This is a genomic window from Fonticella tunisiensis, assembly GCF_004364155.1.
GTDB classification, from domain to species: domain Bacteria; phylum Bacillota; class Clostridia; order Clostridiales; family Caloramatoraceae; genus Fonticella; species Fonticella tunisiensis.
In genome coordinates this window covers 47254-73949 of record NZ_SOAZ01000006.1, presented here as the reverse complement: position 1 = coordinate 73949, position 26696 = coordinate 47254, and the positions used below count along the sequence as shown (strand labels likewise).

The window sequence follows — 26696 nt, the reverse complement described above, 5'->3', positions numbered from 1 at the left end:
TAAATAAAATCCAATGCCCTACAATCTAGCCATTAGGGCATTGGATTTTATCCCCAGTATTTTCTGTCCAGGACTCTGTATTGTATTGCTTCAGCTATATGATTCTCTCTGATAATTTCTGAATTGTCCATATCAGCAATTGTCCTGGAAATTTTAAGAATCTTACTGTAGGCCCTTGTGCTTAATGCCATGTTTTTAAATGCGCTTTCTAAAAGTTCCATTCCCCCGGCGTCAACTTTGCAGTACTTTTTAAGGTGTCTTGCTTTCATCTGTGCGTTGCAGTAGATTCCATCATTCTTGAAACGCTCCCGCTGGAGGTTTCGTATTTTTACTACCCTTTCCTTAATTTGCTGCGATGTTTCCTCTACCTTATCACTGTTTATTTCGTTGAACTGTACAGGTTCAATGGATATATGAATATCTATTCTGTCAAGCAGAGGTCCCGATATTTTATTCAGATAATTTTTAATTTGAATTTCAGAGCATCTACAGTCCTTAAGTTGGTAACCATAAAATCCACATGGGCATGGATTCATAGAAGAAACAAGCATGAATCTAGCAGGAAATGTAAATTTACCCTTTACTCTTGAAATACTTACCATGCCATCCTCCATTGGCTGCCTTAAAGCTTCCAGAGTATCCCTTCTATATTCAGGCAGTTCATCAAGAAAGAGAACCCCGTTGTGGGAAAGGGAAACTTCTCCGGGCGATGGGTTGCTGCCTCCACCTATGAAGGACGCTGTTGAAACGCTGTGGTGGGGGCTCCTGAAGGGAGGGTTAAACATCATTTGCCCTTTGTTTCTTAACATTCCTGCTACACTATATATTTTTGTAACTTCTATGGCTTCATCATAAGTCAATTCAGGGAGTATAGTTGGGATTCTTTGGGCAATCATGGTTTTTCCTCCTCCAGGAGGGCCTATCATAAGAAGGTTATGGCCTCCTGAAGCGGCCACTTCTACAGCTCTCTTAGCCAATCGCTGTCCCTTAACTTCGCTGAAATCAACATCAAAATGAGCTTTTGTGAAGTTTTTAATGTTTGTTTCAAGTTTTCCAAGTTCTATCTCGCCGTTAAGGAAATCAACCAGCTCGGTTAAAGTGGCAGGAGTATATATATTGACATCTTCGACAAAACCTATTTCATATTTATTTTCTCCAGGAATAAAAAGGTTTTTAAAGCCTCTTTTTTTAGCCTCAAGTACCATCGGCAATATTCCCTTAACTCCTCTTAGCTCACCATTTAAAGAGAGCTCTCCTATAAAAATGCACTGAGAAATATTTAAATGTGAATTGACAGAGATAACCCCACAGCTCAGCAGTATACCTGTTGCTATGGCCAGGTCAAGGTGTGTGCCTTCCTTTTTGATATCAGCAGGAGCAAAATTGACTGTTATTCTGTTTACAGGGAATTCATATTTTGAATTTTTAATTGCAGATCTTACCCTTTCTTTTGACTCTTTAACAACGGCGTCAGGAAGGCCCACCATATTAAATGCAGGAAGACCGCTTTGAATATCCACTTCTATATTTACAGTAAAGCCGTTTATACCTATTAATGAAATGGAATTTACTTTACTAATCATTGTATACCTCCTCTCAGTTCAGTTTAGATTATTGCCATAAATAAAAAGTATAATCATTTAAACCGAATATTATAAAAATATACATGAAGTGATGTTATATAATGGATCTACAATATGTGATAATATCATAATTGATATAATAAAAATATCTTCAGCGATCAACAAACTAAAGCTATTTTTCAATGAAACAATCGTCTAATAAATTAAAATAATAAAGGAACTTTCTATAAAGATAGTTCCTTTATTATCAAAATAGAAAATTATATTCTTTTTTATTTGATTTCCTTTAAAACAGACAGCAAAAATTCCCAGGTTCTCTGAACAGAGGATATGCTCATGTGTTCATTGGGGGTATGAACGTCATATAAATTTGGACCGAAGGATATCATGTCAAGGTTTTCCTTTTTCTCTTTCAGAAGTCCGCACTCCAGGCCTGCGTGTACGGCAGCTATTTTGGCTTCTTTTCCGTACTTATCCTTATATACTTTCTGAAACAGGGCCCTGATCTTTGAATTAGGATCGTACTGCCATTCAGGATATTCAGAATCTGCTTCAAATTTGGAACCTGTTACCCTGGCCACCATTTTGCATTGATTCAGTATATTATATTTAAGAGTTCTCACAGAGCTTCTTATTGCACTTTGGAAATATACATGTGTATCAGTTGTCGTAACAACCCCCAGATTAGTGGAGCTTTCAACCAAACCTTCTATGTCCTTGCTCATACTCTGAACGCCGTTTGGTATTAACACAAGTGAAGCAATTATGTTTCTTGTTGTTTCCATTGAGAAGGCTTTCTCAATTCTATCTTCCAATTTTTTTAATTTCACAGATACATCAGGATCAGCTTTTCTAAGTTCATTTTTTAATATGCTGTTCCATTCAAGGACTTTATTTTCAAGCCTTGAAGCATCCTCAGGGTTTATTATAACTATGGCATCTGCCTCCCTTGGAATGGCATTCATCTTGGAACCGCCGCTGATATTCCCTATAAGAAATTCTATCTCTGAATAAATATCGTCAAGTATTCTTCCAATAAGCTTGTTCGAGTTTCCTCTTTCCTTGTTTATATCCATTCCGGAATGGCCACCTTTGAGACCTCTTATACTTATCATATATGGCACTTTTGATGCATTCACATCAGTAAAATTAATCGGAAGCTTTTGGGTAACTCTTACGCCTCCTGCACAGCTAACTAGAAATACACCTTCTTCTTCGGAGTCGATGTTTATTAATATAGAACCTTTTATATTATCGGGGGATAAAGCAGCTGCTCCTCCCATGCCAGTTTCTTCTTCAGTAGTTATTATAACCTCAATTGGAGGATGAGGTATATCCTTTGAATCGAGAAGTGCCAGAGCGTAGGCAACAGCAATGCCATTATCGGCACCAAGAGTTGTTCCGGTTGCATATATCATGTCATCTACAATTCTTAATTTTATTGGATCTTTTTCAAAGTTATGTACTGTTCCATTGTTCTTCTCATTTACCATATCCATATGTCCCTGTAGTATAACGATTGGGGCATTTTCAAAGCCATTTGTTCCAGGCTTTCTTATTATTACGTTCAGGGCTTTATCTTGAATATACTCAAATCCTCGGCTTTTTGCGAAATTAACCAGATAGTCGCTTATAGCTTTCTCATTGCCTGAACCTCTGGGTATCTGTGATATTTCTTCAAAAAACTTAAATACTGATTTGGGCTCAAGTCCTTCTAAAATACCGCTCATGATAATCCTTCCTCTCATATAATTTAAAAATGATAATGATGGTTTTTGCATAACCTATAAAATATATTCTATATTATACTAATACAAGAAATATTATTCAATTTATACATAACGAAGTTGTTTTTAGAAAACAGGCTGATCATGAAAAGTATTTTATAGTTGAATAGAATGTTTAGTTTTTGACTAGAATTCTACATAATGATAAAACATAAAAATATAAAATAAAGAATTGAAAGGTTAAAAGTTTGTTCAAAAAGAACTGATATCATATAAAGTTGCTGTATGGAGGAATTGAAATGGAAAATTTGATATTTAAGCTCTGGTTTTGTGATCTTCCGATCAAAAATTCATTGAAGATCGATATATTGAATAATGGCTTCAAGCCTGAGGAGTTTTGGAATTTAAGTTTAAAGGATTACATACAGGCAGGCATAGACATAACAAATTGCCAGCTCATTGACAAGTCAAAAAATATTAATAAATATTCGGAAATTAGTGAATATATAAAAAAAGAAGAAGTAGAATTTGTACTATATAGTGATGTGGAATATCCCAAAAGGCTCAGGCATATTTATAATCCTCCAGTGGGATTGTTTTTTAAAGGAAATCTGATTGATGTTGAAAATTCTATCGCAATAGTAGGTTCAAGAAAGGCATCAGAGTATGGGAAGACGGCTGCGTATAAACTGTCTTACGAACTTGGCAAAAGAGGCATTACTGTAATAAGCGGCCTGGCCAGAGGAATTGATGGATGTGCTCATTTCGGCTGTTTGGATGCTGGAGGATATACCATTGGTGTTATGGGAAGCGGTTTTAAATATATTTATCCTGCAGAAAACAGAAAGCTTTTCATGGATATTGCAAAGCATGGATGCGTGATTACAGAATACTACCCAGATATAAGGCCCTTTGCACATAATTTTCCTGAAAGAAATAGAATTATAAGCGGCATTTCAAAATATGTCCTTGTGGTAGAGGCCGGCGAGAAAAGCGGCTCATTAATCACAGCAACTCTAGCCCTTGAGCAGGGAAAGGATGTTTTTGCAGTGCCGGGAAATATATTTAGTCCCAACAGTTTAGGTACAAATAATTTGATAAAGGATGGAGCTAAGCTTATATCAAGAGTAGAGGATATACTTGAGGAGTTCTCTATTGATGAATACATAATAACAACAAGCAAAAATAACGTTGAATCGAAAATAATTGATCTGCTTAAAAATGGAGCCATGACCATATGGGATTTGTCCTCTCAATCAGGCATGGCGATTGACGAACTGCTTTCAAATTTAAGCAGACTGGAATGTGGAGGTATTATTAAAAGGGCGTACGGTAATTATTATATACTATGCTAAGCTTGATTTTCTTTTTAGGTTTGTTATAATACATTTATTGCGTGATATGTAAATTTTACCGGAGGTGTTACAGGATGAGTCAGTCCCTAGTGATAGTTGAATCACCGGCAAAAGCTAAGACCATAAGCAAGTTTTTGGGTAAGAATTATAAAGTTAAAGCGTCAATGGGACACATCAGGGACCTGCCAAAGAGCCAGATTGGAGTTGATGTAGATAACAATTATCAACCTAAATATATAACGATCAGGGGTAAAGGTAAGCTAATAGATGAACTAAAAAAAGAAGCTAAAAAATCTGATAATATATACCTCGCCACAGACCCAGACAGGGAAGGAGAAGCAATTTCATGGCATTTATCTAACATACTTAATATTGATGTAGATAGGGAATGCAGAATAGAATTTCATGAAATCACCAAAAACGCTATAAAAGATGCCATTAAGAATCCCAGAAAAATAAATAAGTCCCTCGTAGAGGCACAGCAGGCAAGAAGAATATTGGATAGACTTGTGGGATACAAAATAAGTCCAATATTGTGGAAAAAAGTTAAATGGGGCTTGAGTGCTGGGAGAGTGCAGTCAGTAGCTGTTAGGCTAATCTGTGACAGAGAAAGGGAAATAAGGGAATTCGTCCCAAAGGAATATTGGTCATTAACTGCCAGATTTAAAACAGGCCATAAAATACTGGAATCAAAGTTTTATGGTAGGGACAAGGAAAAGATAAATTTAGAAAGCAAGGAACAGGTTGATGCAATAATTGAGGAGTTATCTGGAGGTACGTTTATTGTAATTGATATTAAAAGGCAGGAAAAAAAGAAAAATCCGCTTCCTCCTTTTATAACGAGCACACTTCAGCAGGATGCATATAAGAAGCTCAACTTTTCTACCAAAAAAACTATGTCCATTGCCCAGCAGTTATATGAAGGCATTGATTTAAAGAAGGAAGGAACTGTTGGTTTAATTACATATATGAGGACTGACTCAGTAAGAGTATCTGAGGAGGCACAAAATGCTGCTCTAAGTTTAATAAAGGATAAATTTGGGGAGGAATATTTGCCTAGACAGAAGAGGTCATACAAATCAAAAAAAAATATACAGGATGCTCATGAGGCCATAAGGCCAACATCAGTGTTTAGAGAGCCTGATGAAATAAAGGATTCCCTTACAAATGATCAGTATAAACTTTATAAACTTATATGGTCTAGATTTATAGCTAGCCAGATGGCTGAAGCGCTGTATGATACTGTTTCGATAGATATAAAATGTGGTGAATATATATTCAAATCAAGTGGGAGTACTATAAAATTTTCGGGTTTTATGGCAGTATATGATATAGATGATGAAGAGGAAAATAAACTTCCGGACCTTAATGTAGGGGAAGTATTGAATTTAAAAGAGCTTGAACCTAAACAGCATTTCACCCAACCTCCCGCCAGGTATACAGAAGCAACCCTGGTTAAAGCATTGGAGGAAAATGGGATAGGACGTCCAAGTACATATGCGCCAATAATTAGCACTATTATTGAAAGAGGATATATAGTAAGGGAAAAGAAAACACTTGCGCCTACTGAACTTGGAGAGGTAGTTACGGAGCTTTTAAAAGAATACTTTAAGGATATAGTGGATGTAGAGTTTACTGCTGAAATGGAAGAAAAACTTGATGAGATAGAAGAAAATAAGGAGGATTGGGTAAAGGTAGTAGATAATTTTTACAAGCCATTGGAGAAGCTAATTAAAGCGGCTGAAGAAAAAATTGATAAAATAACAATTGAAGAGCAGGTAGAAACAACGGATGTATTGTGTGAAAAATGCGGCAGAAACATGGTAATTAAAAAGGGACGATTCGGAAAGTTCCTTGCGTGCCCTGGATATCCAGAATGCAAAAATGCAAAGCCACTTGTGGAGGAACTAGATGTGCCATGTCCTAAATGCGGTGGAAAGATAGTGTTAAGAAAAACCAAAAAGGGAAGGACCTTCTATGGATGTTCAAACTACCCTGAGTGTAATTTTGTTAGCTGGGATAAGCCAACCGGTGAAAAGTGCCCTGAGTGCGGCGATATACTAGTCGAAAGAAGTATAAAGGGAGGTAAGGAGTATAAGTGTGTAAATGATGAGTGTGGATATAAGAAAAAAGAAAATAAGCATTGAATTTGCATTACTATGGCCTTTATATGCCTTAAGTGTTAAGAATTTATTAATTATGTTAAAATTGCCGAAAAAATATCAAAGATCTATTGCTTTATTCAAAAGTATGTGTTATTGTAATTTTGTTTAGCTGAAAGAAACAATTCTAAATTTTATTTGCAATTATACAAAACCGATAGGTTAGTATAATTATATTACCTTCTGGCTTATTAAAACTCCATACCTGCTGCAGCTTGCTGTTTATTTAAGCATGGGCTTTGAATGTTCTGGCTGCCTTATATCATAAGGTTAGGTTATTTAAGAAAGTTATGTAATAAAAAAATAGTTGCCAGCTAAAAATAACTATATATGATATGAAAATTTTGTCACTGCTCTATTACACAAAAATTAATATATTATTGAAAGGAGAATATTCAATGCAGACTTTATTAGAAAAAACAAGAATGTTAAATAGAATACTTCAAAAATCAGCTACAGAACCTGTAATGTTTTCTGATATATGTAAAACTCTGAGCAAAGTTATGGAATGCAATGTTTACATTGTCAGCAGAAAGGGCAAAATACTTGGATGCAGTCTTTTAGATGATTTTGAATGTGAAATTGTAAAAGACGAGGTAGTTGGAGAGCAAAAATTTCCTGAGGAGTATAATAATAAACTTCTCAGCGTAAATGAAACAAGATCAAACCTGAGAGCAAATGGGGATTGCGTTTTTGAACAATCCACCGAATGCCTTCACAAGGATAAAATTACAACTATTGTACCTATAATTGGCAATAGAGAAAGGCTTGGTACTCTTTTAATTGCCAGATTCGGAAGAGAATTTACAGATGAAGATTTAGTTCTTGCAGAGTACAGCGCTGCAATAGTTGGTATGGAAATAATTAAATCCAAGCAAGATGAAATCGAAGAGGAAGCAAGGAAAAAGGCTGTGGTTCAACTTGCTATTGGAACGCTTTCATATTCAGAGCTGGAAGCAGTGGAACATATATTTAATGAGCTGGAAGGTAATGAAGGACTCCTTGTTGCAAGCAAGATTGCAGACAAAGTTGGAATTACGAGATCAGTTATTGTAAATGCCCTCAGAAAGTTTGAAAGTGCAGGGGTTATAGAATCCAGATCCCTTGGAATGAAAGGAACTCATATCAAAATATTAAATGACAAGCTGCTTGAAGAACTAAAAAAACTCAAAGGCTAAAAGCTTTTGAGCTTTTTTAGTATATATGTTAATATTTTTGATAAAAATATAAATACGTTTTTGAATTAAAAGTTTTACTTTTATTATAATTTCACAGTTGCCATTGAAATATTTCTATGATATACTACTTAAGGTGAAAATACACACGCTGCACAATTTCTAAAAAGGTGCCGAAGGGTCTTTTAGAAAAATGAATGTGGCGGAGGAATAACCAGGAGGTGCACTATGTCAGTAATTTCAATGAAACAATTACTAGAAGCTGGAGTACATTTTGGACATCAAACAAGAAGATGGAATCCCAAAATGGCTCAGTACATTTTTACAGAAAGAAACGGAATCTACATTATTGACCTTCAGAAGACAGTAAAGAAGATTGAAGAGGCTTATGAATTCGTTAAGAGTGCTGCTTCAGAAGGTAAGGAAATTTTGTTTGTTGGAACTAAAAAGCAGGCTCAGGACTCTGTAAAAGAAGAGGCTATCAGGTGCGGAATGCACTATGTAAACGAGAGATGGCTTGGTGGTATGCTTACCAACTTTAAGACTATAAGAACTAGAATAAACAGGCTGGCTGAGCTTGAAAAAATGGAACAGGATGGAACATTCGATATCCTTCCTAAGAAAGAAGTTATAAAGTTAAGACATGAGAAGGAAAAGCTCGAAAAGAACCTTGGAGGAATCAAGAATTTGGTTAGGATTCCAGATGTTCTTTTTGTAGTGGATCCAAGAAAAGAAAAGAATGCTATAGCTGAAGCTAAGATTCTTGGTATACCGGTAGTTGCAATTGTAGATACTAACTGTGACCCGGACGAAGTTGATTATGTAATACCAGGAAATGACGATGCTATAAGAGCAGTGAAGCTCATTGCTTCAAAAATAGCTGATGCTGTAATTGAAGGAAAACAAGGAGAACAAATGGCTGAGTAATATAACGAGGTAAGGGTAAAGGGGATGCTTAACCCTTACCTTTAATATCATAAGGAGGAATTACAATGGCTATTACTGCAAAAATGGTACAAGAATTAAGAGAAAGAACTGGAGCCGGAATGATGGACTGCAAGAAAGCGCTAACTCAGGCTGATGGTGACATGGAAAAGGCTATTGAAATATTAAGGGAGAAGGGTCTTGCTGCAGCTGCTAAAAAGGCTGGAAGAATTGCAGCGGAAGGACTCGTTGAAACTTACATATCAGAGGATGGAAAGGTTGGAGCTGTTGTTGAATTAAACTGTGAGACCGACTTTGTTGCAAAGAATGAAGAATTTGTTAAACTGGCTAAAAATCTTGCAAAGCAGGCAGCTTTATCTTCTGCATCTGCTGTTGATGAACTTCTAAATGAAAAGTACATAGCAGACAATGATATAACGGTTAAGGATGCAGTAACCGGGCTAATTGCTAAGCTTGGAGAGAACATGACTTTTAGAAGATTTGAAAGATTTAATGGTGAAAATGGCATAATTGCTGACTATATACACGGCGGTGGTAGAATAGCTGTTATGGTTAAGCTTACAGCTGATAAAGCAGAGGGACTTAATGAAGTGGCAAAGGAAATATCACTTCAAATTGCAGCTGCAAATCCTCAATATATTACAAAGGAAGAAGTTCCACAGGATGTAATCGAAAAGGAAAGAGAAATATACAGACAGCAGGCCCTTAACGAAGGAAAACCAGAAAAGGTTATAGAAAAGATGGTAGAAGGAAGAATCCAAAAGTTCTATAAGGAAGTATGTCTTGTTGAACAGCTCTGGATAAGGGATCAGGATTTGACAATAAGGAAGTATCTGGATAACAAATCAAAGGAACTTGGAACTGAGATAAAGGTTGAAAAGTTTGTAAGGTTTGAAAAGGGTGAAGGTATCGAAAAGAAGGAAGAAAACTTTGCTGAAGAAGTAATGAAGCAAACCAGAGGATGATTTAAAGAGAGCACACCTGTGTTCTCTTTTTTTGAAAATGCAGGAAAGCCCATTTTGCGTTTAATTATTTTCTTGGAGGTTATCAATATGGGAAATCCTAAATATAAAAGGATTATGCTTAAGTTAAGCGGAGAAGCGCTGGCAGGTACTAATGGTTTTGGTATAGATTTTGATGTAGTAAACAGAATATCACAGGAGATTAAAGAAGTCGTAGACTTGGGTGTTCAGGTTGCTGCTGTTGTCGGCGGTGGTAATATCTGGAGGGGTAGAGATGGAAGAAGTATGGATAGAACCACATCGGATTATATGGGAATGCTGGCAACTTGCATAAATGCTCTTACTCTCCAGGATTCCCTTGAGAGAATGGGAGTAATTACACGTGTTCAGACTGCAATAGAGATGAGAGAAATAGCTGAGCCTTTTATTAGAAGGAAAGCAGTAAGACATCTTGAAAAGGGTAGAGTTGTAATATTTGCAGCTGGTTCGGGAAATCCCTACTTCTCAACTGATACTGCAGCAGCTTTGAGAGCGGCGGAAATAGAAGCTGAGGTTATTCTGCTGGCAAAAAAAGTTGATGGAGTATACGACAGCGATCCCAGAATCAATAAGGACGCTAAAAAATTCGATAAGCTCTCCTTCTATGAAGTCCTTGAGAAGGATTTAAAAGTTATGGACTCTACGGCTACGTCACTTTGTAAAGACAATGACATACCAATAATTGTATTTGCACTTGACGAACCTGGCAATATTAAGAGAGCTTTATGCGGAGAAAATATAGGTACTTTGGTTGGAAATTTATAAGGAGGGATAATTATGATTAAAGAAGTTACGACTGCCTGTGAAAACAAGATGAAAAAAAGTGTTGAGGCGTTTAAAAGAGAACTTCAAAGCCTTAAAGCAGGAAGAGCAAATCCATCAATGCTTGACAAAATAATGGTGGATTATTATGGTACCCCAACACATGTGTCACAGCTGGCAACGATTTCTGCACCTGAACCAAGACTTTTAGTTATACAGCCATGGGATAGAAACGCTATTAAGGATATTGAAAAGGCCATTTTAAAATCAGATTTAGGTTTAAATCCAACAAACGATGGTCAGGTTATTAGGCTTATGATACCAGAACTAACAGAGGAAACAAGAAAAAACCTCGTTAAGGTTGTAAAGAAACTTGGTGAAGAAGCCAAGATAGCAATAAGGAATGTGAGAAAAGATGGAAATGATAAGCTTAAGACACTTAAAAAGGAAGGAAATTATTCAGAAGATGAAATAAAGAGAACTGAAGATGAGATACAGAAGCTAACCGATATATATGTTAAAGAAGTGGATAAATTAGTAGAGGCTAAAGAAAAGGAGATAATGTCGGTATAATATGAATCCTGAAAAATATATAGGTTTTAAGATGAATGAAATAAAACCTTTGTTGGATAATAGTAGTATAGACTTTAGAATTATCGAAGTTTTCGATACTAAAAAAACAAAAATAGGGAACGATTTAAGAATAATCAATATCGTAAAAAAAGAAATATATGAAATATATGTTGCCTATTTTTAAGCCCCTCCTTTGAGGGGATTTTTAAATAAGGGAGGACGGATATATGTTTTTTAAAAAGAATAGGCCTTCCGTAGAAGAAAATATACTAAGTAAAATTGATAAAAATAAATTGCCAGCACATATAGCTATAATAATGGATGGCAATGGTAGATGGGCGAAGAAGAAAAACATGCCAAGGACTATGGGACACCGTGCAGGAGTGGAAACGATAAGGGAGATAGTTAAGGCCTGTTCAAAACTGGGAATCAAGTATTTAACCCTTTATGCTTTTTCAACTGAAAATTGGAAAAGGCCCAGTGACGAAGTAAGTGTGCTTATGAACCTGCTTGTGGAGTATCTCAGGGGTGAAGTGAATGAACTTCATAAAAACAATGTAGTTGTAAGGGCAATAGGGGATATTGGGGGACTACCGCAAATTTGCCAGGATGAACTTAAAAGGGCATATGAAAAGACCAAAAACAACAGTGGTTTAAAATTAAATCTGGCATTAAATTATGGTGGACGTGATGAGATTAAAAAGGCAGTTAAAGCGATAGTCTCAGATGTCAGTGAGGGAAAAGTTGCTATTGGCGATATTGATGAAAAACTTATATCTTCTTATCTCTATACTTCGGATATGCCCGACCCTGATCTCATAATCAGGCCAAGCGGTGAATATAGGATAAGCAACTTTCTGTTATGGCAAATAGCTTATGCTGAATTATGGTTTTCTGATGTATACTGGCCGGATTTTAAACCAGATAATCTGTACCAGGCTATTGTGGACTTTCAAAATAGAGATAGGAGATTTGGTGGTATTAAATAACTGAGGAGAGATAGTTATGATAAATAAAAGAGTAATAAGTGCGGCTATCGCGTTACCTATTCTCCTTTTTTTTGTACTGCGGGGGGGCATTGCATTTACCATTGGAGTTCTAGCAATTACTGCAATTGCTTTATATGAATATATATGCGTTTATAAGAATACCAATCATAAAGTGATTTTTTTTCCAATATTAATCGGGTATTTCCTTAATGCTTATTCAGTAATTATCAGCAACAAGAACGTCATAATACCTGCAATTTTACTTGTTGTTATTACGAGTATGGCAACGCCTATATTTGCTAAAAAATATAATGTTGTGTCTTCAGCTCTTACAATCACAGGATATATTTATATTGTTGTTTTTTTCAGTATGTTAATCTACATAATTCAAGCACCCAATGGTTCTACATTGATATGGCTTGTATTTATAATAGCATTTGGTACAGATACCTTTGCATATTATTCCGGAAGGTTCTTCGGAAGAACTAAGCTATGCCCCGAGGTAAGCCCTAAAAAAACCGTAGAAGGCTCTATTGGAGGCATTCTAGGCAGTATATTGGGAGTCAGTTTGTGGGGATATATAAATCCACATATAAATTTTCATTGGTATCAGCTTATAATGATGGGTACAGTGGGAAGCATAATATCTCAAATCGGAGATTTATCAGCATCCCTTATAAAACGTTATGCTGGAGTCAAAGATTATGGAAATATCATGCCGGGGCATGGGGGAATACTTGACAGGTTTGATAGCATACTTTTTACAGCACCTGTAGTATATTATTATATAGTACTGTTTCTGGGATGATAGTATGATGAAAACTGGTAAGGCAATACTTAAGATAATATTCATAGTAGTTGTTGTTATGATATTACTTAAGCTTTGCCTTATTTTTTTATGGCCATTCATGTGTGCAGCGCTTTTTGTAGTATTATTAGAACCTGTTGTTAAATTTATGAAGAAAATGGGATTTAAAAGACGGGGAAGCGTTATTTTAAGTTTCACCGCGATAATGCTGGCCGCATTATTTATACTTTTTTATTTAATCAGTTATATTTATTACCATTTAATATTCTTTTTCGACAGGCTTCCAGGCATATTTAAAACCTTTGTGGAGAACATTCAATTTCTAAGGGAAAGAAACATAAATTACGATCAAATAATAAGCACGGCGCAAAATATATTAATAACTTACAGGAATAATATATTTAATACACTTGTTAGTACTATTGAGGGTTTTGTATATGGAATTATAATATTGTTTACAACAGTTTTTATAAGCGTAGATTTGGAGAAAATCGATCATATAATGATAAGGATTCTGCCCTATGAAATCTATTTGATTATAATAAATGTAATTAAAAGAATAAGCGATGTGATCAACGTTGAGATTAAACTGGTATTTGCCACAACTTTTCAAACTATAATTGGTCTTTATGTTCTTGGTATCGGCGACCCATTAACTATAGGGTTATTTTGTGGTATACTAGATATACTGCCAGTAGTTGGTCCTGGAATAATTTTTATACCCTGGATAGCCTATGAATTATTAGCTAATAAGATATTTGCTGCAATAGGGTTGCTATTTCTTTATATTCTTTTGGAAATAAACAGGGAGATTATGCAGGTTAAACTAATGGGGAGAAACTTAAAAATACACCCCCTAGCTGCTATATTCTCTTTATATATAGGGTTTATTATATATGGAGTCTGGGGAGTAATATTAGGACCTGTAATATTATTGCTTTTACAGGAACTCATACTTTATTATTACGAAGGGAGAAGGGTGCTTTAACAATGAAAGGATTGTGTATATTAGGTTCTACCGGGTCAATTGGTACGCAGGCACTGGATATTATAAGAAGGGATAGGAACAGTTATGATGTTATAGCTTTATCGGCTAATTCAAATGCTAAATTGTTGTATGAACAGGCCGTGGAGTTTCAGCCTGATTATGTAGTGATTATGGATGATGAAGGTTTTAAATTTCTAAAGGAAAAACTATTCATACATGGAATTAAAGTGTTAAAGGGTATGGAAGGCCTTGAATTTATCTGTACTCTACATAATGTAGATATGGTGTTAACATCACTTGTAGGAATGGTTGGATTAAAACCGACGATTGCTGCCATACGGGCAGGTAAAACTATAGCCCTTGCTAACAAAGAGACTCTTGTTGTGGGAGGGGATATAATAACAAAAGAGCTTGAAAAGTCAAAGTCTAAATTACTTCCAGTTGATAGTGAACACAGTGCATTATTCCAATGCTTAAAAGGAGAGGACAGGAAGTCTATACATAGGCTCATCTTAACAGCGTCTGGAGGGCCATTCAGAGGGAAAAGAAAAGCGGATTTAATATATGTAACTCCTGAGATGGCATTAAAGCATCCAAGATGGAATATGGGCAAAAAGATATCAATAGACTCTGCCACGCTTATGAACAAAGCTCTTGAGGTAATTGAAGCACACTGGCTGTTTGATATTGATTATGATAGCATAGATGTTGTGGTTCATCCCCAAAGCATAATACATTCCATGGTAGAGTATGTTGACGGATCAATTATTGCACAGTTGGGCAATACTGATATGAGACACCCTATTCAATATGCATTTGAATATCCAAACAGGAACCCTTCCGTTGTTGGATATCTCGATCTTATAAAGAATAACGTCTTAACCTTTGAACAACCAGATTATGAGACCTTTGAATGTTTAGAGCTTGGATACAAGGCGGGGAAAACGGGAGGAAGCATGCCAACGGTTTTAAATGCTGCAAATGAAGAGGCAGTAGAATTATTCCTGAAAAGAAAAATAAAATTTTTAGAAATAGCAGAAATTATAAAGGAATCTATGAATCACTTTAAAGTGGAGTATAATGTTACTCTTGAAAGAATATTTGAAATTGAAATGTCAACAAGGGATTTCGTAAATCAATTAATAAAATAGGACGGTGGTTATATTGGTTACACTTTTAGCCTCTCTTTTTGTATTTGGACTGCTGATAGCAAGTCATGAATTAGGCCATTTTATTGTTGCAAAACTATCGGGAGTTAAGGTTTTAGAGTTCTCCCTTGGTATGGGACCTAAGTTTGTTGGATTCCGCAGAAATGAAACCGATTATTCAATAAGGATTCTGCCAATAGGTGGTTATGTTAAGATGCTTGGAGAGGAGGGAGAATCAAGCGATCCAAGGGCATTCTGCAATCAAAGCCCGTGGAAAAGGATGCCAATTATTGTTGCTGGAGCCTTTATGAACTTTCTTATAGCAATAATTCTTTTTTCCATTTCCTTTACAAATACAGGTTTTGAAAAACCGGTTGTAAGTGAAGTTCAGCCAAATTCTCCGGCGTATAATGCAGGTATTAAGGAAAACGATAAAATTCTGAAGGTTGATGATAAAAAAATAAGTACTTGGCCAGAATTTGTAATGTATGTTCAGGAAAATGGAAACAGACCTTTGAATATATGGGTAGATAGAAATGGAAATATTACGAGTTTTAAAGTTAATCCCATGTTGGATAAGGAGTCGGGAAAGTATAAAATAGGCATTTATGGCACTTTGGTTGAGAGTGGCAATTTTTTGGAATCCTTAAAGCAGAGCTTAATTGAAACGACTTCATCAATAAAACTAATGTGGGAGTGGCTTGGAAGGGCCTTTACAGGTAAGGCATCGTTAAAGGACGTTGGAGGTCCGGTAGCAATAGTTCAGATGTCAGGGCAGGCAGCAAGGCTTGGAATCTCCACGCTTTTGTACTTTGCAGGTTTTTTAAGCATTAATCTGGGCGTTATCAATCTACTTCCTTTCCCTGCACTGGATGGTGGATGGGTTATAATACTTTTAATTGAGGGAATAACTGGAAGGAAGATAGATGAAAACAAGATTGGTTTTGTAAACATGATAGGTTTTACACTGTTAATGATACTGGCAGCTGTTGTTATAGTAAAAGATTTCATGACTATTATGTAGATAAGGGATGATAAAAATGAGAAAACAAACGAAGAAAATAAAGGTAGGAGATATATATATTGGAGGGGATTCTCCAATCTCCGTTCAATCAATGACAAATACAGATACAAGGGATGTAAAATCCACCATAAGGCAAATACATGAACTTGAAAAGGCGGGATGCGAAATAATAAGGGTTGCAGTACCGGATATGGAGGCTGCTGAAGCTTTAAAAGAAATAAAAAGAAATATTGGCATTCCACTGGTAGCAGATATTCACTTTGATTATCGCCTTGCTCTAGAGGCCATTAAAAATGGGGTTGACGCATTAAGAATCAATCCCGGAAACATAGGAAGCGAAGAAAGAATATCCGAAGTTGTAAAGGCTGCAGATTTTAAGGGCATACCGATAAGGATTGGTGTAAATGCTGGTTCCCTGGAGAGGGACCTACTTAAAAAGTATGGTAAACCAACACCTGAAGCCCTTGTAGAAAGTGCTCTGAGGCATGTAGATATTCTGGAAAAACATAGATTTACCAATATCGTAATATCTGTTAAATCATCTAATGTAATAGAAAACATAGAAAGCTACAGACTGCTTTCTCAAAAAACATCCTACCCTCTTCATATAGGAGTAACGGAGGCTGGTACTATATTTTCTGGTACAATTAAATCTTCAATTGGTATTGGTTCATTGATTTGTGAAGGTATTGGAGATACAATAAGAGTTTCTTTAACCGATAGTCCCCTTGAAGAAGTAAGGGTAGGACGTGAGATATTAAAAGCATGTGGAGTTAGAAAGTTTGGAATAGAATTCATTTCATGCCCTACTTGTGGGAGAACAAATATAGATTTAATAAAGATCGCAAAGCAGGCAGAGGAGGTCCTCGGAAACATAAACAAGCATATTAAGGTTGCAATAATGGGGTGTGCTGTTAATGGACCTGGAGAAGCCAGAGAGGCGGATATAGGAATAGCTGGAGGAAAAGGCGAAGGTTTAATATTTAAAAAAGGTGAAATAATAAAGAAAGTACCTGAAGATAAGCTTCTTGAAGAATTGATTAATGAAATAGAAAAAATGTAAAAATGCACTGGATAAGGTGGTTTGTATGGGTATTGAATGTATCATTCCAGCTTACAATGAAGAAAAAACGATAGGAAATGTTATAAAGGCTGTAAAAGAATCAAACATGATCGATAATATTGTAGTTGTCAGCGATGGTTCAAATGATGGTACTGCAGCTGCGGCTCGAAGTTTAGGAGTTTGTGTTATAGAGTATTCTGAAAATAGGGGAAAGGGCGCAGCCATAAAAATAGGAGTTGAAAATACGAGATCCGATATACTTCTTTTACTTGATGCGGATCTTATTGGACTAACCAGGAAACATGTTGTTGATTTATTAATGCCGGTTTTAAAAGAAGAAGCTGATATGACGGTTGGTGTTTTTTCAAATGGAAGGTTTTCTACGGATCTTGCTCAGCGTATTGCTCCCAACCTATCAGGACAGAGGGCCGTTAGAAGGAACATCATAGATTCTATAAACAACCTTGATATTATGAGATATGGTGTAGAAGTTGCCTTAACTCAGTTTGCGAACAAAAAAGGCTATCGAGTAAAAACGGTTGAATTGAAGGATATGACACATATTATGAAAGAGGAAAAACTAGGGTTTAGAAAGGGCTTCAAATTGAGGATGAAAATGTACTGGGATATAATTAAATGTTTAAAACCCTATGAACATTAGGAGGCAAATTTTAATGCTAAAGACGCTTCAAGAGATTCTAAAAAAAGATAATACATGCAACTTTGCAAATAATCTAAACGATATTTATATAGATAAGATTTATGTTAATAAACAAAAAAATGTATGGGATGTAAATCTGGTTACAAGTTCAGAAATAAATGATGAATGTCTGAGCTTTATAAAAGAAGAACTTGCAAGCATGTTTTATGTGTCAGGACAGCTTAATATTTCTGTACAGAAGAACCGTATTGCTTCATATACGGAAGAGGACTTAAGAAAAGGTGAAATATTTAAAAGTATTATACAAAAGGCAGTTAAAGGAAGTCCTTCTATAAGCTGTTTACTTCAATCCTCTAAATATGAAATTGAAAACAATAAAATTAATATATACATAGAAAATGATTTCTTGCTGTCGCTTATAAAGAAAAAAAACGTTGACAGGCTTCTTCAAAACTATTTAAAAAATATATGCAATCTCGATATCAGAGTTGTATTTGAAAGAAAAGAGCTGGAAATTGATAAATATATGTCAATAAAGGAAGAAGAAGATAAAAAAATTTTATCCTATGTTCTTTCAGAGGCTTCTAACATTGATGCTGCTTCCAAAAGTGTAAATAGTAATCAAAGACAAAGCGATAATTCATACAGCGAGAAAAAAGCTGTGGCATCAAGCCTTTTATACGGAAGGAGAATAAACGGTGAGAAAGTCAACATAGGAACTTTAAATGAAGAATCAGGCGTAGTAGTTATAGTAGGAGAAGTATTTAAAGTAGACATAAAGGAAACTAAAAATGGAAAATATATCTTTTCCTTCTATATTACTGACTATACAAGCTCTATAACTGTAAAGTTTTTCCCAAAACCTGAAACGATAGAAGAAATCAAAAGTAGGATTAAAGAAGGTTCATATTTAAGGGTACAGGGAGAGGTAACGAATGACAAATTTGCTAAGGAGCTCGTCATTATTGCCACTGCTATAGAAGAAGTCGAACCTGTTAAGAGGATGGATACCTCTGAAGAAAAAAGGGTTGAGCTGCATTTACATACCCAGATGAGCACCACAGACGGAGTATCTTCAGCATCTGCTCTTATCAAGAGGGCTAAAGAATGGGGACATAGTGCAATTGCAATTACTGACCACGGTGTTGTACAAGCTTTTCCAGAAGCAATGGAGGCTGCAAAGAAAACTGGAATTAAGGTCATTTATGGAGTTGAGGCATATTTGGTAGATGACGGAGAACCTATTGTTATCAAGCCCAACGATCAGGGGATTGATGAGGAGTTTGTCGTATTCGATATAGAAACAACCGGTTTTAACCCTGCCATTGAAGAAATAACCGAAATTGGGGCTGTAAAAATAAAAAATTATCAAATAGTTGATAGATTTTCAACGCTTGTTAATCCAGAAAAGAACATACCTGAAAATATAGTTGAACTTACGGGTATAACGAATGAAATGGTTAAGGATATGCCAACAATACGTGATGTTCTACCGAAGTTTCTGGATTTCATCAAGGGCTGCCCGGTGGTAGCTCATAATGCAAAATTTGATACAGGATTTATAAGGGAGAAAACAAAAAAGCTTGGCCTTAATTTTTCAAATCCTATAATTGACACCCTCCCCCTTTCCAGATGGCTGTTAAAGGATTTAAAGAGGCATAAATTAAATATAATTGCTGAGCACCTTGGAATAAAGCTTGAGAATCATCACAGGGCGGTTGATGATGCGGAAGCAACAGCTCTTGTTTTTATAAAGTTTCTTGATATGTTGAAAGAGAAAGGTGCTGAAAAGTTAATAGACATAAACAATTTATATATTGGAAACTTTGATGTTAAAAAGGCCGATACTTACCATACTATTATTTTGGCGAAAAACTATGAAGGGTTATACAACCTGTATAAGCTAATTTCCATGTCGCATCTTGATTATTATCACAAGAGGCCTAGAATGCCAAAGAGTTTGATTGAGCAGTATCGGGAAGGCCTTATAATCGGTTCAGCCTGTGAAGCAGGACAGGTTTTCAGAGGAGTTCTTAATAATCTTTCTGATTCTGAAATGATGGAGATAATTAAATTTTATGATTATCTTGAAATTCAGCCTAGAGGAAATAATGCCTTTATGGTTGATAATGGAACAGTGGAAAATGAAGGAAGGCTTCTGGATTTAAACAGGAGAATTGTAAAGCTTGGCGAGAAATATAATAAACCCGTTGTAGCAACAGGGGACGTGCATTTTTTAGATCCTCAGGACGAATACTTTAGAAGAATTCTTATGGCAAGTAAAGGGTTTAGCGATGCTGATAATCAGGCACCCTTATATTTTAAAACCACTGATGAGATGCTGGAGGAGTTCAGCTATCTTGGGAAGGAAAAGGCTTATGAGGTAGTAATTAAGAATACAAATTTAATCGCAGATCAGATTGAAATTATAAAGCCTATACCAGATGAAACCTTTCCACCTAAAATCGATGGCGCTGAAGAGGAAGTTAGAAACATGACGCTGAATAAAGCACATGAGATATATGGTGAAAAGCTTCCAGAAATTGTTGAGAAAAGGCTTGAGAAGGAGTTAAATTCCATTATAAACAATGGTTATGCGGTTCTTTACCTAATAGCACATAAGCTTGTTGCAAAATCAATGCAAGACGGTTATCTGGTCGGATCAAGAGGTTCAGTTGGTTCATCCTTTGTAGCTACAATGTGTGGAATAACGGAGGTTAATCCTCTTCCTCCCCACTATGTATGCCCTAACTGTAAGCACTCTGAATTCTTCACCGATGGTTCAATAGGGTCCGGTGCTGATCTTCCAGAGAAGAAATGCCCTGTGTGTGGTTCAGACTATAAAAAGGATGGGCATGATATACCATTTGAAGTATTCCTTGGCTTTGAAGGAGATAAAGAGCCTGATATAGACCTTAACTTTTCAGGGGACTATCAGCCTGTAGCTCATAAATATACTGAGGAGCTATTTGGAGCAGGGCATGTCTTCAGAGCAGGAACCATAGGTACTGTTGCTGAAAAAACAGCCTATGGTATGGTAAAAAACTATCTGGATGAGAGAAATATAGTGGCAACACAGGCAGAAATAGAGCGCCTTGTTAAAGGGTGTACAGGTGTAAAGAGGACTACTGGACAGCATCCGGGTGGAATTATGGTTGTTCCGAGGGATAAAGAAATATATGAATTCACCCCCATTCAAAGGCCGGCGGATGATGTAAACTCAGACATAATAACAACACACTTCGATTATCATTCAATAAGTGGTAGGCTGCTGAAACTTGATATACTGGGACATGATGACCCAACTGTTATAAGAATGCTCCAGGATCTTACAGGTATCGATCCTACAAAAATACCATTAGGCGATGAAAAGGTTTTAAAGCTTTTTACATCGACAGAGCCACTTGGAGTTAAGCCAGAAGATATTAATTGTGAAGTTGGAACTTTGGGTCTACCTGAATTTGGAACAAAATTTGTAAGGCAGATGCTTTTGGATACACAGCCTAAGACCTTTGCAGAGCTAGTTAGAATTTCAGGTCTATCCCACGGAACTGACGTATGGTTAAACAATGCCCAGGATTTAATAAAAAATGGCCTGGCTACCCTTAAAGAAGTTATTTCTACACGTGATGACATAATGCTTTATCTCATTCAAAAAGGTTTAAAACCAAAGACAGCCTTTACTATCATGGAGAGGGTTAGAAAGGGTAAAGGCTTAAGGGATGAAGATATCGAGGACATGAAGAAAAACAATGTACCGCAGTGGTATATTGATTCCTGCAATAAGATAAAATACATGTTTCCGAAGGGTCATGCTGTTGCGTATGTTATGATGGCAGTAAGGATAGCCTATTTTAAAGTGTATTATCCAGAAGCATATTATACAACATACTTTACTGTTAGGGCCGATGATTTTGATGCAGATCTTATAACAAAAGGGGAAAAGGCCATAAGGGCAAAGATAAAGGAAATTGAAAATATGGGCAATAATGCAACCCAGAAGGACAAAGGTCTGCTGACCATCCTTGAGATAGCGCTTGAAATGTATATGAGAGGGTTAAAATTCAGGCCTGTTGATTTATATGAATCTGAAGCAGTAAAATTTAAAATAACAGACAGCGGTATACTTCCTCCATTTAAGGCACTTCAGGGAGTAGGAGAAAGCGCTGCAAAGAGCATAGTTGCTGCAAGGGAAGAAGGTGTATTCCTATCTAAGGAGGATCTAAGGCTAAGAAGTAAAGTATCGAAAACCGTTATAGAAATTTTGGAAAATCATGGATGTTTAAAGGGTTTGCCTGAAACTAACCAACTTTCCTTGTTTTAACTTGTAAATATATGAAAACAGTGTTATAATCAAAAATAAGGCACAGATATACTTGACACATAAGAGTGGGGAAACCCACTCTTTGCTTTATGCTTGCGCATAACTCCCTGATTACTACAAACAATAGAAAAAAGAGTAAATTCAGGAGGTATGGTTATGGATAAACTAAAGATTGAAAGAACGGTTGAAGATATTGCACTGCCTGTTACAGAACAATTGGGATATGAACTTGTTGATGTGGAATTTGTAAAGGAAGAGGGAGAATGGTACCTTAGAGTTTATATTGATAAGGAAAACGGAGTCAATTTGGATGATTGCGCAAACGTAAGCAGAATATTAAGTGATAGGCTGGATGAAATAGATCCTATAGATTATAGTTATTATCTTGAGGTTTCATCTCCAGGACTTGATAGGCCCATTAAAAAGGAAAAGGACTTTGAAAGATTTTCTGGCAGAGATATAAAAATAAAGTTGTTTAGTCCTCTAAACGGTAAAAAAGTATACACAGGAAAGCTAAAGGGCCTGGAAGGAGATATGGTTGTATTCGAGAAGGCTGGAGAAGAAATGAGAATCAATAAAAATTTAGCATCATCTATAAGATTAAACGAATATTAAGGAGGTTTTAGAATGAATACTGCCGAACTCATTGAAGCTTTGAATCAAATTGTAAAGGAAAAAGGAATAGATAAAGAACGTATATTTAAGGCCCTTGAATCCGCACTGGTAACTGCCTATAAAAAAAATTACGGAACGTCACAAAACGTTAAGGTTACTGTAAATAGAGAAACAGGTGATATTCATGTTTATGCCCAAAAAGAAGTTGTTGAGGATGTGTATGATAACCTGCTTGAAATAAGCCTTGAGGATGCTAAATCCATTAATATAAGGTATAATATAGGCGATATAGTAGATATAGAGGTAACTCCAAAGGATTTTGGAAGAGTAGCTGCACAGACTGCAAAGCAGAGAGTTGTACAGGAAATAAGGGAAGCAGAGAGGGAAATAATATATGAAAATTTCATAGAAAAAGAAAATGATTTGATAACCGGGATTGTGCAAAAAAAGGAAAAGCAAAATGTGCTTGTTGATATAGGGCCCACTGAAACTCTTTTAGCACCATCCGAGCAAATGCCCAATGAAGAGTATAATCATGGCGACAGATTGAAACTTTATGTAGTTGAAGTAAAGAAAACATCAAAGGGACCTAATATTGTTGTTTCCAGAACCCATCCCGGTCTTGTAAAGAGGCTGTTTGAATTAGAAGTTCCGGAAATTTATGATGGAATTGTTGAAATTAAAAGTATTTCAAGGGAAGCGGGTTCAAGAACGAAGATAGCAGTACATTCCAAGGATAAAAACGTTGATGCTACCGGTGCATGTGTAGGCCCTAAAGGTATAAGAGTACAGAATGTAGTCAATGAACTTAAAGGAGAAAAAATAGATATTGTTAAATGGAGTAAGGATCCTGGTGAGTTTATAGCTAATGCATTAAGCCCTGCCAAAGTAATAAGTGTTGAAGTGGATGAAGAGCAGAGAAGTGCAAAGGTAATTGTTCCGGACTATCAGCTCTCGCTCGCAATTGGAAAAGAGGGTCAAAACGCAAGGCTTGCAGCAAAGTTAACTGGATGGAAAATAGACATAAAGAGCGAGTCTCAAGCGGCAGAGCTAAAAGAAAAGGATCAATAAGGGGTGGAAAAAGCTATGAAAGTAAAAAAAATTCCACAAAGAATGTGCATAGGATGTCAAACGATGAAGGCCAAAAAGGAATTGATTAGAGTTGTTAAAAGCCCTGAAGGCGAAATAAAGATTGATTTAACGGGTAAAGCCTCAGGAAGGGGTGCATATATCTGCAGGGATATAGAGTGTTTGGAAAAGGCTATTAAAGCGAAAAGGTTTGAGCGTGCATTTGAAACTAAAATTTCAGAGGACATATATGAAAAGTTAAGGGAGGAGCTTTCAAATGGGCAATAACCTTTATTCTTTTATCGGTCTTATGAAAAAGTCCGGAAGGCTTTCCTCTGGTGATGATGCAGTAGAATATGATATTAAAAAGGGAAAAAGCAGACTTATTATTATAGCTGAAGATGCATCGGAAAATACTAAAAAAAGATTTGTTGATTCGGCAAGATATCGAGGTATACCCTTTGTATATTTTGGTACAAAGGAACATCTTGGAAGCCATATCGGAAAATCAAGCACGGCAGTTTTATCAGTAAACGATGATGGTTTTGCAAATGCTTTTGTAAAAAAAATGAACGATAATGGGGGTGCAGATATTGTCAAAAGTTAGAATATATGAACTTGCTAAAAGGCTTAATATGTCCAGTAAAGAGGTTATTGAGCTTATAAATAAGGAGTTTGGGATAGAAGTTAAAAATCATATGAGTGTTATAGAAGGAGATGATGCAAACATAATTCTTGAGTTTGTAGAAGAAATTCAGAAAAAAGATGATGATGCATCATCTATGGATAATGCGAAGAGTTCTAGCAAAACATCGGATGAGGAAAAGAATAAGGATGAGGACTTTGATGAGCTTGAGCTTCTAGATGATGACTTTAAAAGAAATGAGAAGATAAGGAAAAGACCAAAATCAGAGAAACCAAAGAATCGCTTTATAAGGGAAGGGAAAAAAAGCGAAGAATGTTTAGAGGAAATAAAACTTGTACAAATACCAGATACCATAAAGGTTGGGGATTTTGCTGAAAGAATTAAAAAGCCTGCTTCAGAAATAATAAAGAAGCTTATTCTGTCAGGCGTAATGGCTTCCATAAATCATGAAATAACCTTTGAAGTTGCTGAAAAAATTGCTGAGCAATATGGCATCCTGCTTGAAAAAGAAGAGAAGAAGGATAAAAAAGAGGTCTTAATAAATGATTTTGAAGATAAAGAGGAGGATTTAAAACCAAGGCCTCCAGTTGTAACTGTCATGGGACATGTTGACCATGGTAAAACATCGCTTCTTGATTGCATAAGACACTCAAGGGTAACAGAGTCAGAAGCTGGTGGAATTACACAGCATATAGGTGCCTATACTGTAGATATTGACGATAATAAGATCGTTTTCCTTGATACTCCAGGACATGAGGCTTTTACAGCTATGAGATCAAGGGGAGCGCAGGCTACTGACATCGCAGTGCTTGTTGTTGCTGCAGACGATGGTGTTATGCCTCAAACTATTGAGGCAATTAATCACGCAAAAGCGGCCAAAGTGCCAATAATTGTTGCGATAAATAAGATTGATAAAAATGGTGCAAATCCCGATAGAGTAAAGCAGGAATTAACCGAGTATGGACTTATCCCCGAGGATTGGGGTGGAGATACAATTTGCGTTCCAGTTTCAGCAAAAACTAAAGAAGGTATTGATAATCTGTTGGAAATGATACTTCTGGTTGCTGAAATGCAGGAGCTAAAGGCTAATCCTGATAGACCTGCAAAGGGAATTATCATTGAAGCTAAGCTTGATAAAGGAAGAGGACCTGTTGCAACTGTACTTGTGCAAAAAGGTACTCTTCATATTGGAGATGCTATCGTTGCCGGAACTGCATATGGTAAGGTAAGGGCAATGATAGATGACAAGGGCAGGAAGGTTAAATCCGCATCACCCTCTATTCCAGTGGAGGTATTAGGACTTTCAGAGGTGCCCAATGCTGGAGACATTTTATATTGTGTAGAGGATGATAAAAAAGCAAGACAAATAGCCGAGATAAATCAAGAGAAGCAGAGGGTTGAATATTTTGAGTCAACTTCAAAGGTATCGCTTGAGGATCTATACAGTCAGATACGAGAAGGAAAGGTTAAGGAACTTAATATAATTGTAAAAGCAGATGTTCAAGGTTCAGTTGAAGCTTTAAAACAATCACTTGAGAAGATATCTAATGAGGAAATAAGGGTAAGGGTTATACATGGTGGAGTTGGCGCTATAACTGAAACCGACGTATCACTAGCTTCGGCTTCAAACGCCATAATTATAGGTTTCAATGTGAGGCCCGATTCTATGGCAAGGCAGGCTGCTGAGAGGGAAAAAGTGGATATAAAGACATACAGAATAATATACGAAGCAATCGATGACGTTACCGCCGCTATGAAGGGTATGCTTGAGCCGGAGTACAGTGAGGTTATAACAGCAAAGCTTGTAGTCAGGGCAACTTTTAAGGTCTCAAGTGTTGGTACCATAGCTGGCTGCTATGTCGAAGAAGGTAAGATAAACAGAAACAATGATGTAAGAGTAATTAGAAACGGTATAGTAATATATGAGGGAAAGATAAGCTCATTAAAGAGGTTTAAGGATGATGTAAGGGAAGTAGCCGCAGGATATGAATGCGGAATAACCATTGAAAGATTCAATGACATAAAAGAAGGAGACATAATTGAAGGCTATACAATGGAAAAAGTAGAAAGAAAATAAAG

Annotated in this window: 23 protein-coding genes; 21 read left to right on the top strand and 2 right to left on the bottom strand. The window is 36.2% G+C overall.

The window, feature by feature from the left end:
- Positions 1-47 precede the first annotated feature (47 nt).
- Both EDD71_RS05245 and EDD71_RS05240 read right to left on the bottom strand, forming a co-directional pair.
- Positions 48-1583: a YifB family Mg chelatase-like AAA ATPase gene (locus tag EDD71_RS05245; protein WP_133627698.1), complete on the bottom strand. Its 1536-nt coding sequence runs from the start codon at positions 1581-1583 to the stop codon at positions 48-50.
- Between the two features lie 272 nt (positions 1584-1855).
- Positions 1856-3313 carry an aminoacyl-histidine dipeptidase gene (locus EDD71_RS05240; RefSeq protein WP_133627697.1) on the bottom strand — a complete coding sequence of 486 codons (1458 nt, stop codon included), beginning with the start codon at positions 3311-3313 and terminating at the stop codon, positions 1856-1858.
- A 296-nt stretch (positions 3314-3609) separates the two neighbouring features.
- Here EDD71_RS05240 and dprA point away from each other — a divergent pair, with 296 nt between their 5' ends.
- The 21 genes from dprA to infB all read left to right on the top strand — a co-directional run bounded on the left by dprA (position 3610) and on the right by infB (position 26694).
- Positions 3610-4665 (top strand): DNA-processing protein DprA, encoded by a 1056-nt coding sequence (dprA, locus tag EDD71_RS05235; protein WP_133627696.1) that lies wholly within the window; start codon positions 3610-3612, stop codon positions 4663-4665.
- A 74-nt stretch (positions 4666-4739) separates the two neighbouring features.
- Entirely contained in the window at positions 4740-6812 is a 2073-nt protein-coding gene (gene topA / locus EDD71_RS05230; RefSeq protein ID WP_133627695.1) for a type I DNA topoisomerase, read from the top strand.
- A 413-nt stretch (positions 6813-7225) separates the two neighbouring features.
- Positions 7226-8005, top strand: a complete 780-nt coding sequence (codY, locus tag EDD71_RS05225; RefSeq protein ID WP_133627694.1) for a GTP-sensing pleiotropic transcriptional regulator CodY — start codon at positions 7226-7228, stop codon at positions 8003-8005.
- A 225-nt stretch (positions 8006-8230) separates the two neighbouring features.
- Positions 8231-8929, top strand: coding sequence for a 30S ribosomal protein S2 (gene rpsB, locus EDD71_RS05220; protein WP_133627693.1), 699 nt, complete (start codon positions 8231-8233; stop codon positions 8927-8929).
- A 65-nt stretch (positions 8930-8994) separates the two neighbouring features.
- Positions 8995-9912: a translation elongation factor Ts gene (gene tsf, locus EDD71_RS05215; protein ID WP_133627692.1), complete on the top strand. Its 918-nt coding sequence runs from the start codon at positions 8995-8997 to the stop codon at positions 9910-9912.
- 87 nt (positions 9913-9999) lie between these two features.
- Positions 10000-10713 (top strand): UMP kinase, encoded by a 714-nt coding sequence (gene pyrH, locus EDD71_RS05210; RefSeq protein WP_133627691.1) that lies wholly within the window; start codon positions 10000-10002, stop codon positions 10711-10713.
- Positions 10714-10725: 12 nt separating this feature from the next.
- Positions 10726-11283, top strand: coding sequence for a ribosome recycling factor (gene frr / locus EDD71_RS05205; RefSeq protein ID WP_133627690.1), 558 nt, complete (start codon positions 10726-10728; stop codon positions 11281-11283).
- Position 11284: 1 nt separating this feature from the next.
- A complete protein-coding gene (locus tag EDD71_RS05200) occupies positions 11285-11467 on the top strand; it encodes a hypothetical protein (protein WP_133627689.1) in 183 nt (60 codons plus the stop codon).
- A gap of 43 nt (positions 11468-11510) precedes the next feature.
- Positions 11511-12272 carry an isoprenyl transferase gene (locus EDD71_RS05195; protein ID WP_133627688.1) on the top strand — a complete coding sequence of 254 codons (762 nt, stop codon included), beginning with the start codon at positions 11511-11513 and terminating at the stop codon, positions 12270-12272.
- Between the two features lie 16 nt (positions 12273-12288).
- Positions 12289-13080, top strand: a complete 792-nt coding sequence (locus EDD71_RS05190) for a phosphatidate cytidylyltransferase (RefSeq protein WP_133627687.1) — start codon at positions 12289-12291, stop codon at positions 13078-13080.
- 7 nt (positions 13081-13087) lie between these two features.
- On the top strand, positions 13088-14068 hold the full coding sequence (locus EDD71_RS05185) for an AI-2E family transporter (protein WP_166636350.1): 981 nt from the start codon (positions 13088-13090) through the stop codon (positions 14066-14068).
- A gap of 2 nt (positions 14069-14070) precedes the next feature.
- Complete coding sequence (locus EDD71_RS05180) at positions 14071-15219, top strand: 1-deoxy-D-xylulose-5-phosphate reductoisomerase (RefSeq protein ID WP_133627685.1); 1149 nt, start codon at positions 14071-14073, stop codon at positions 15217-15219.
- Positions 15220-15223: 4 nt separating this feature from the next.
- A complete protein-coding gene (rseP, locus tag EDD71_RS05175; RefSeq protein ID WP_133627684.1) occupies positions 15224-16240 on the top strand; it encodes an RIP metalloprotease RseP in 1017 nt (338 codons plus the stop codon).
- Positions 16241-16256: 16 nt separating this feature from the next.
- A complete protein-coding gene (gene ispG, locus EDD71_RS05170; protein WP_133627683.1) occupies positions 16257-17303 on the top strand; it encodes a flavodoxin-dependent (E)-4-hydroxy-3-methylbut-2-enyl-diphosphate synthase in 1047 nt (348 codons plus the stop codon).
- 25 nt (positions 17304-17328) lie between these two features.
- Complete coding sequence (locus EDD71_RS05165; RefSeq protein WP_133627682.1) at positions 17329-17964, top strand: glycosyltransferase family 2 protein; 636 nt, start codon at positions 17329-17331, stop codon at positions 17962-17964.
- A 13-nt stretch (positions 17965-17977) separates the two neighbouring features.
- Positions 17978-22288, top strand: coding sequence for a PolC-type DNA polymerase III (locus EDD71_RS05160; protein ID WP_133627681.1), 4311 nt, complete (start codon positions 17978-17980; stop codon positions 22286-22288).
- 156 nt (positions 22289-22444) lie between these two features.
- Complete coding sequence (locus tag EDD71_RS05155) at positions 22445-22903, top strand: ribosome maturation factor RimP (RefSeq protein ID WP_133627680.1); 459 nt, start codon at positions 22445-22447, stop codon at positions 22901-22903.
- Between the two features lie 12 nt (positions 22904-22915).
- The gene (nusA, locus tag EDD71_RS05150; protein WP_133627679.1) at positions 22916-23974 is read left to right on the top strand and encodes a transcription termination factor NusA; all 1059 of its coding nucleotides are present in this window, start codon (positions 22916-22918) and stop codon (positions 23972-23974) included.
- Positions 23975-23989: 15 nt separating this feature from the next.
- Positions 23990-24259: an RNase P modulator RnpM gene (rnpM, locus tag EDD71_RS05145; RefSeq protein WP_133627678.1), complete on the top strand. Its 270-nt coding sequence runs from the start codon at positions 23990-23992 to the stop codon at positions 24257-24259.
- Entirely contained in the window at positions 24249-24578 is a 330-nt protein-coding gene (locus EDD71_RS05140) for a L7Ae/L30e/S12e/Gadd45 family ribosomal protein (RefSeq protein ID WP_133627677.1), read from the top strand. Before rnpM ends, EDD71_RS05140 begins: the two co-directional genes overlap by 11 nt.
- Entirely contained in the window at positions 24565-26694 is a 2130-nt protein-coding gene (infB, locus tag EDD71_RS05135) for a translation initiation factor IF-2 (RefSeq protein ID WP_133627676.1), read from the top strand. Before EDD71_RS05140 ends, infB begins: the two co-directional genes overlap by 14 nt.
- Positions 26695-26696: the final 2 nt, after the last annotated feature.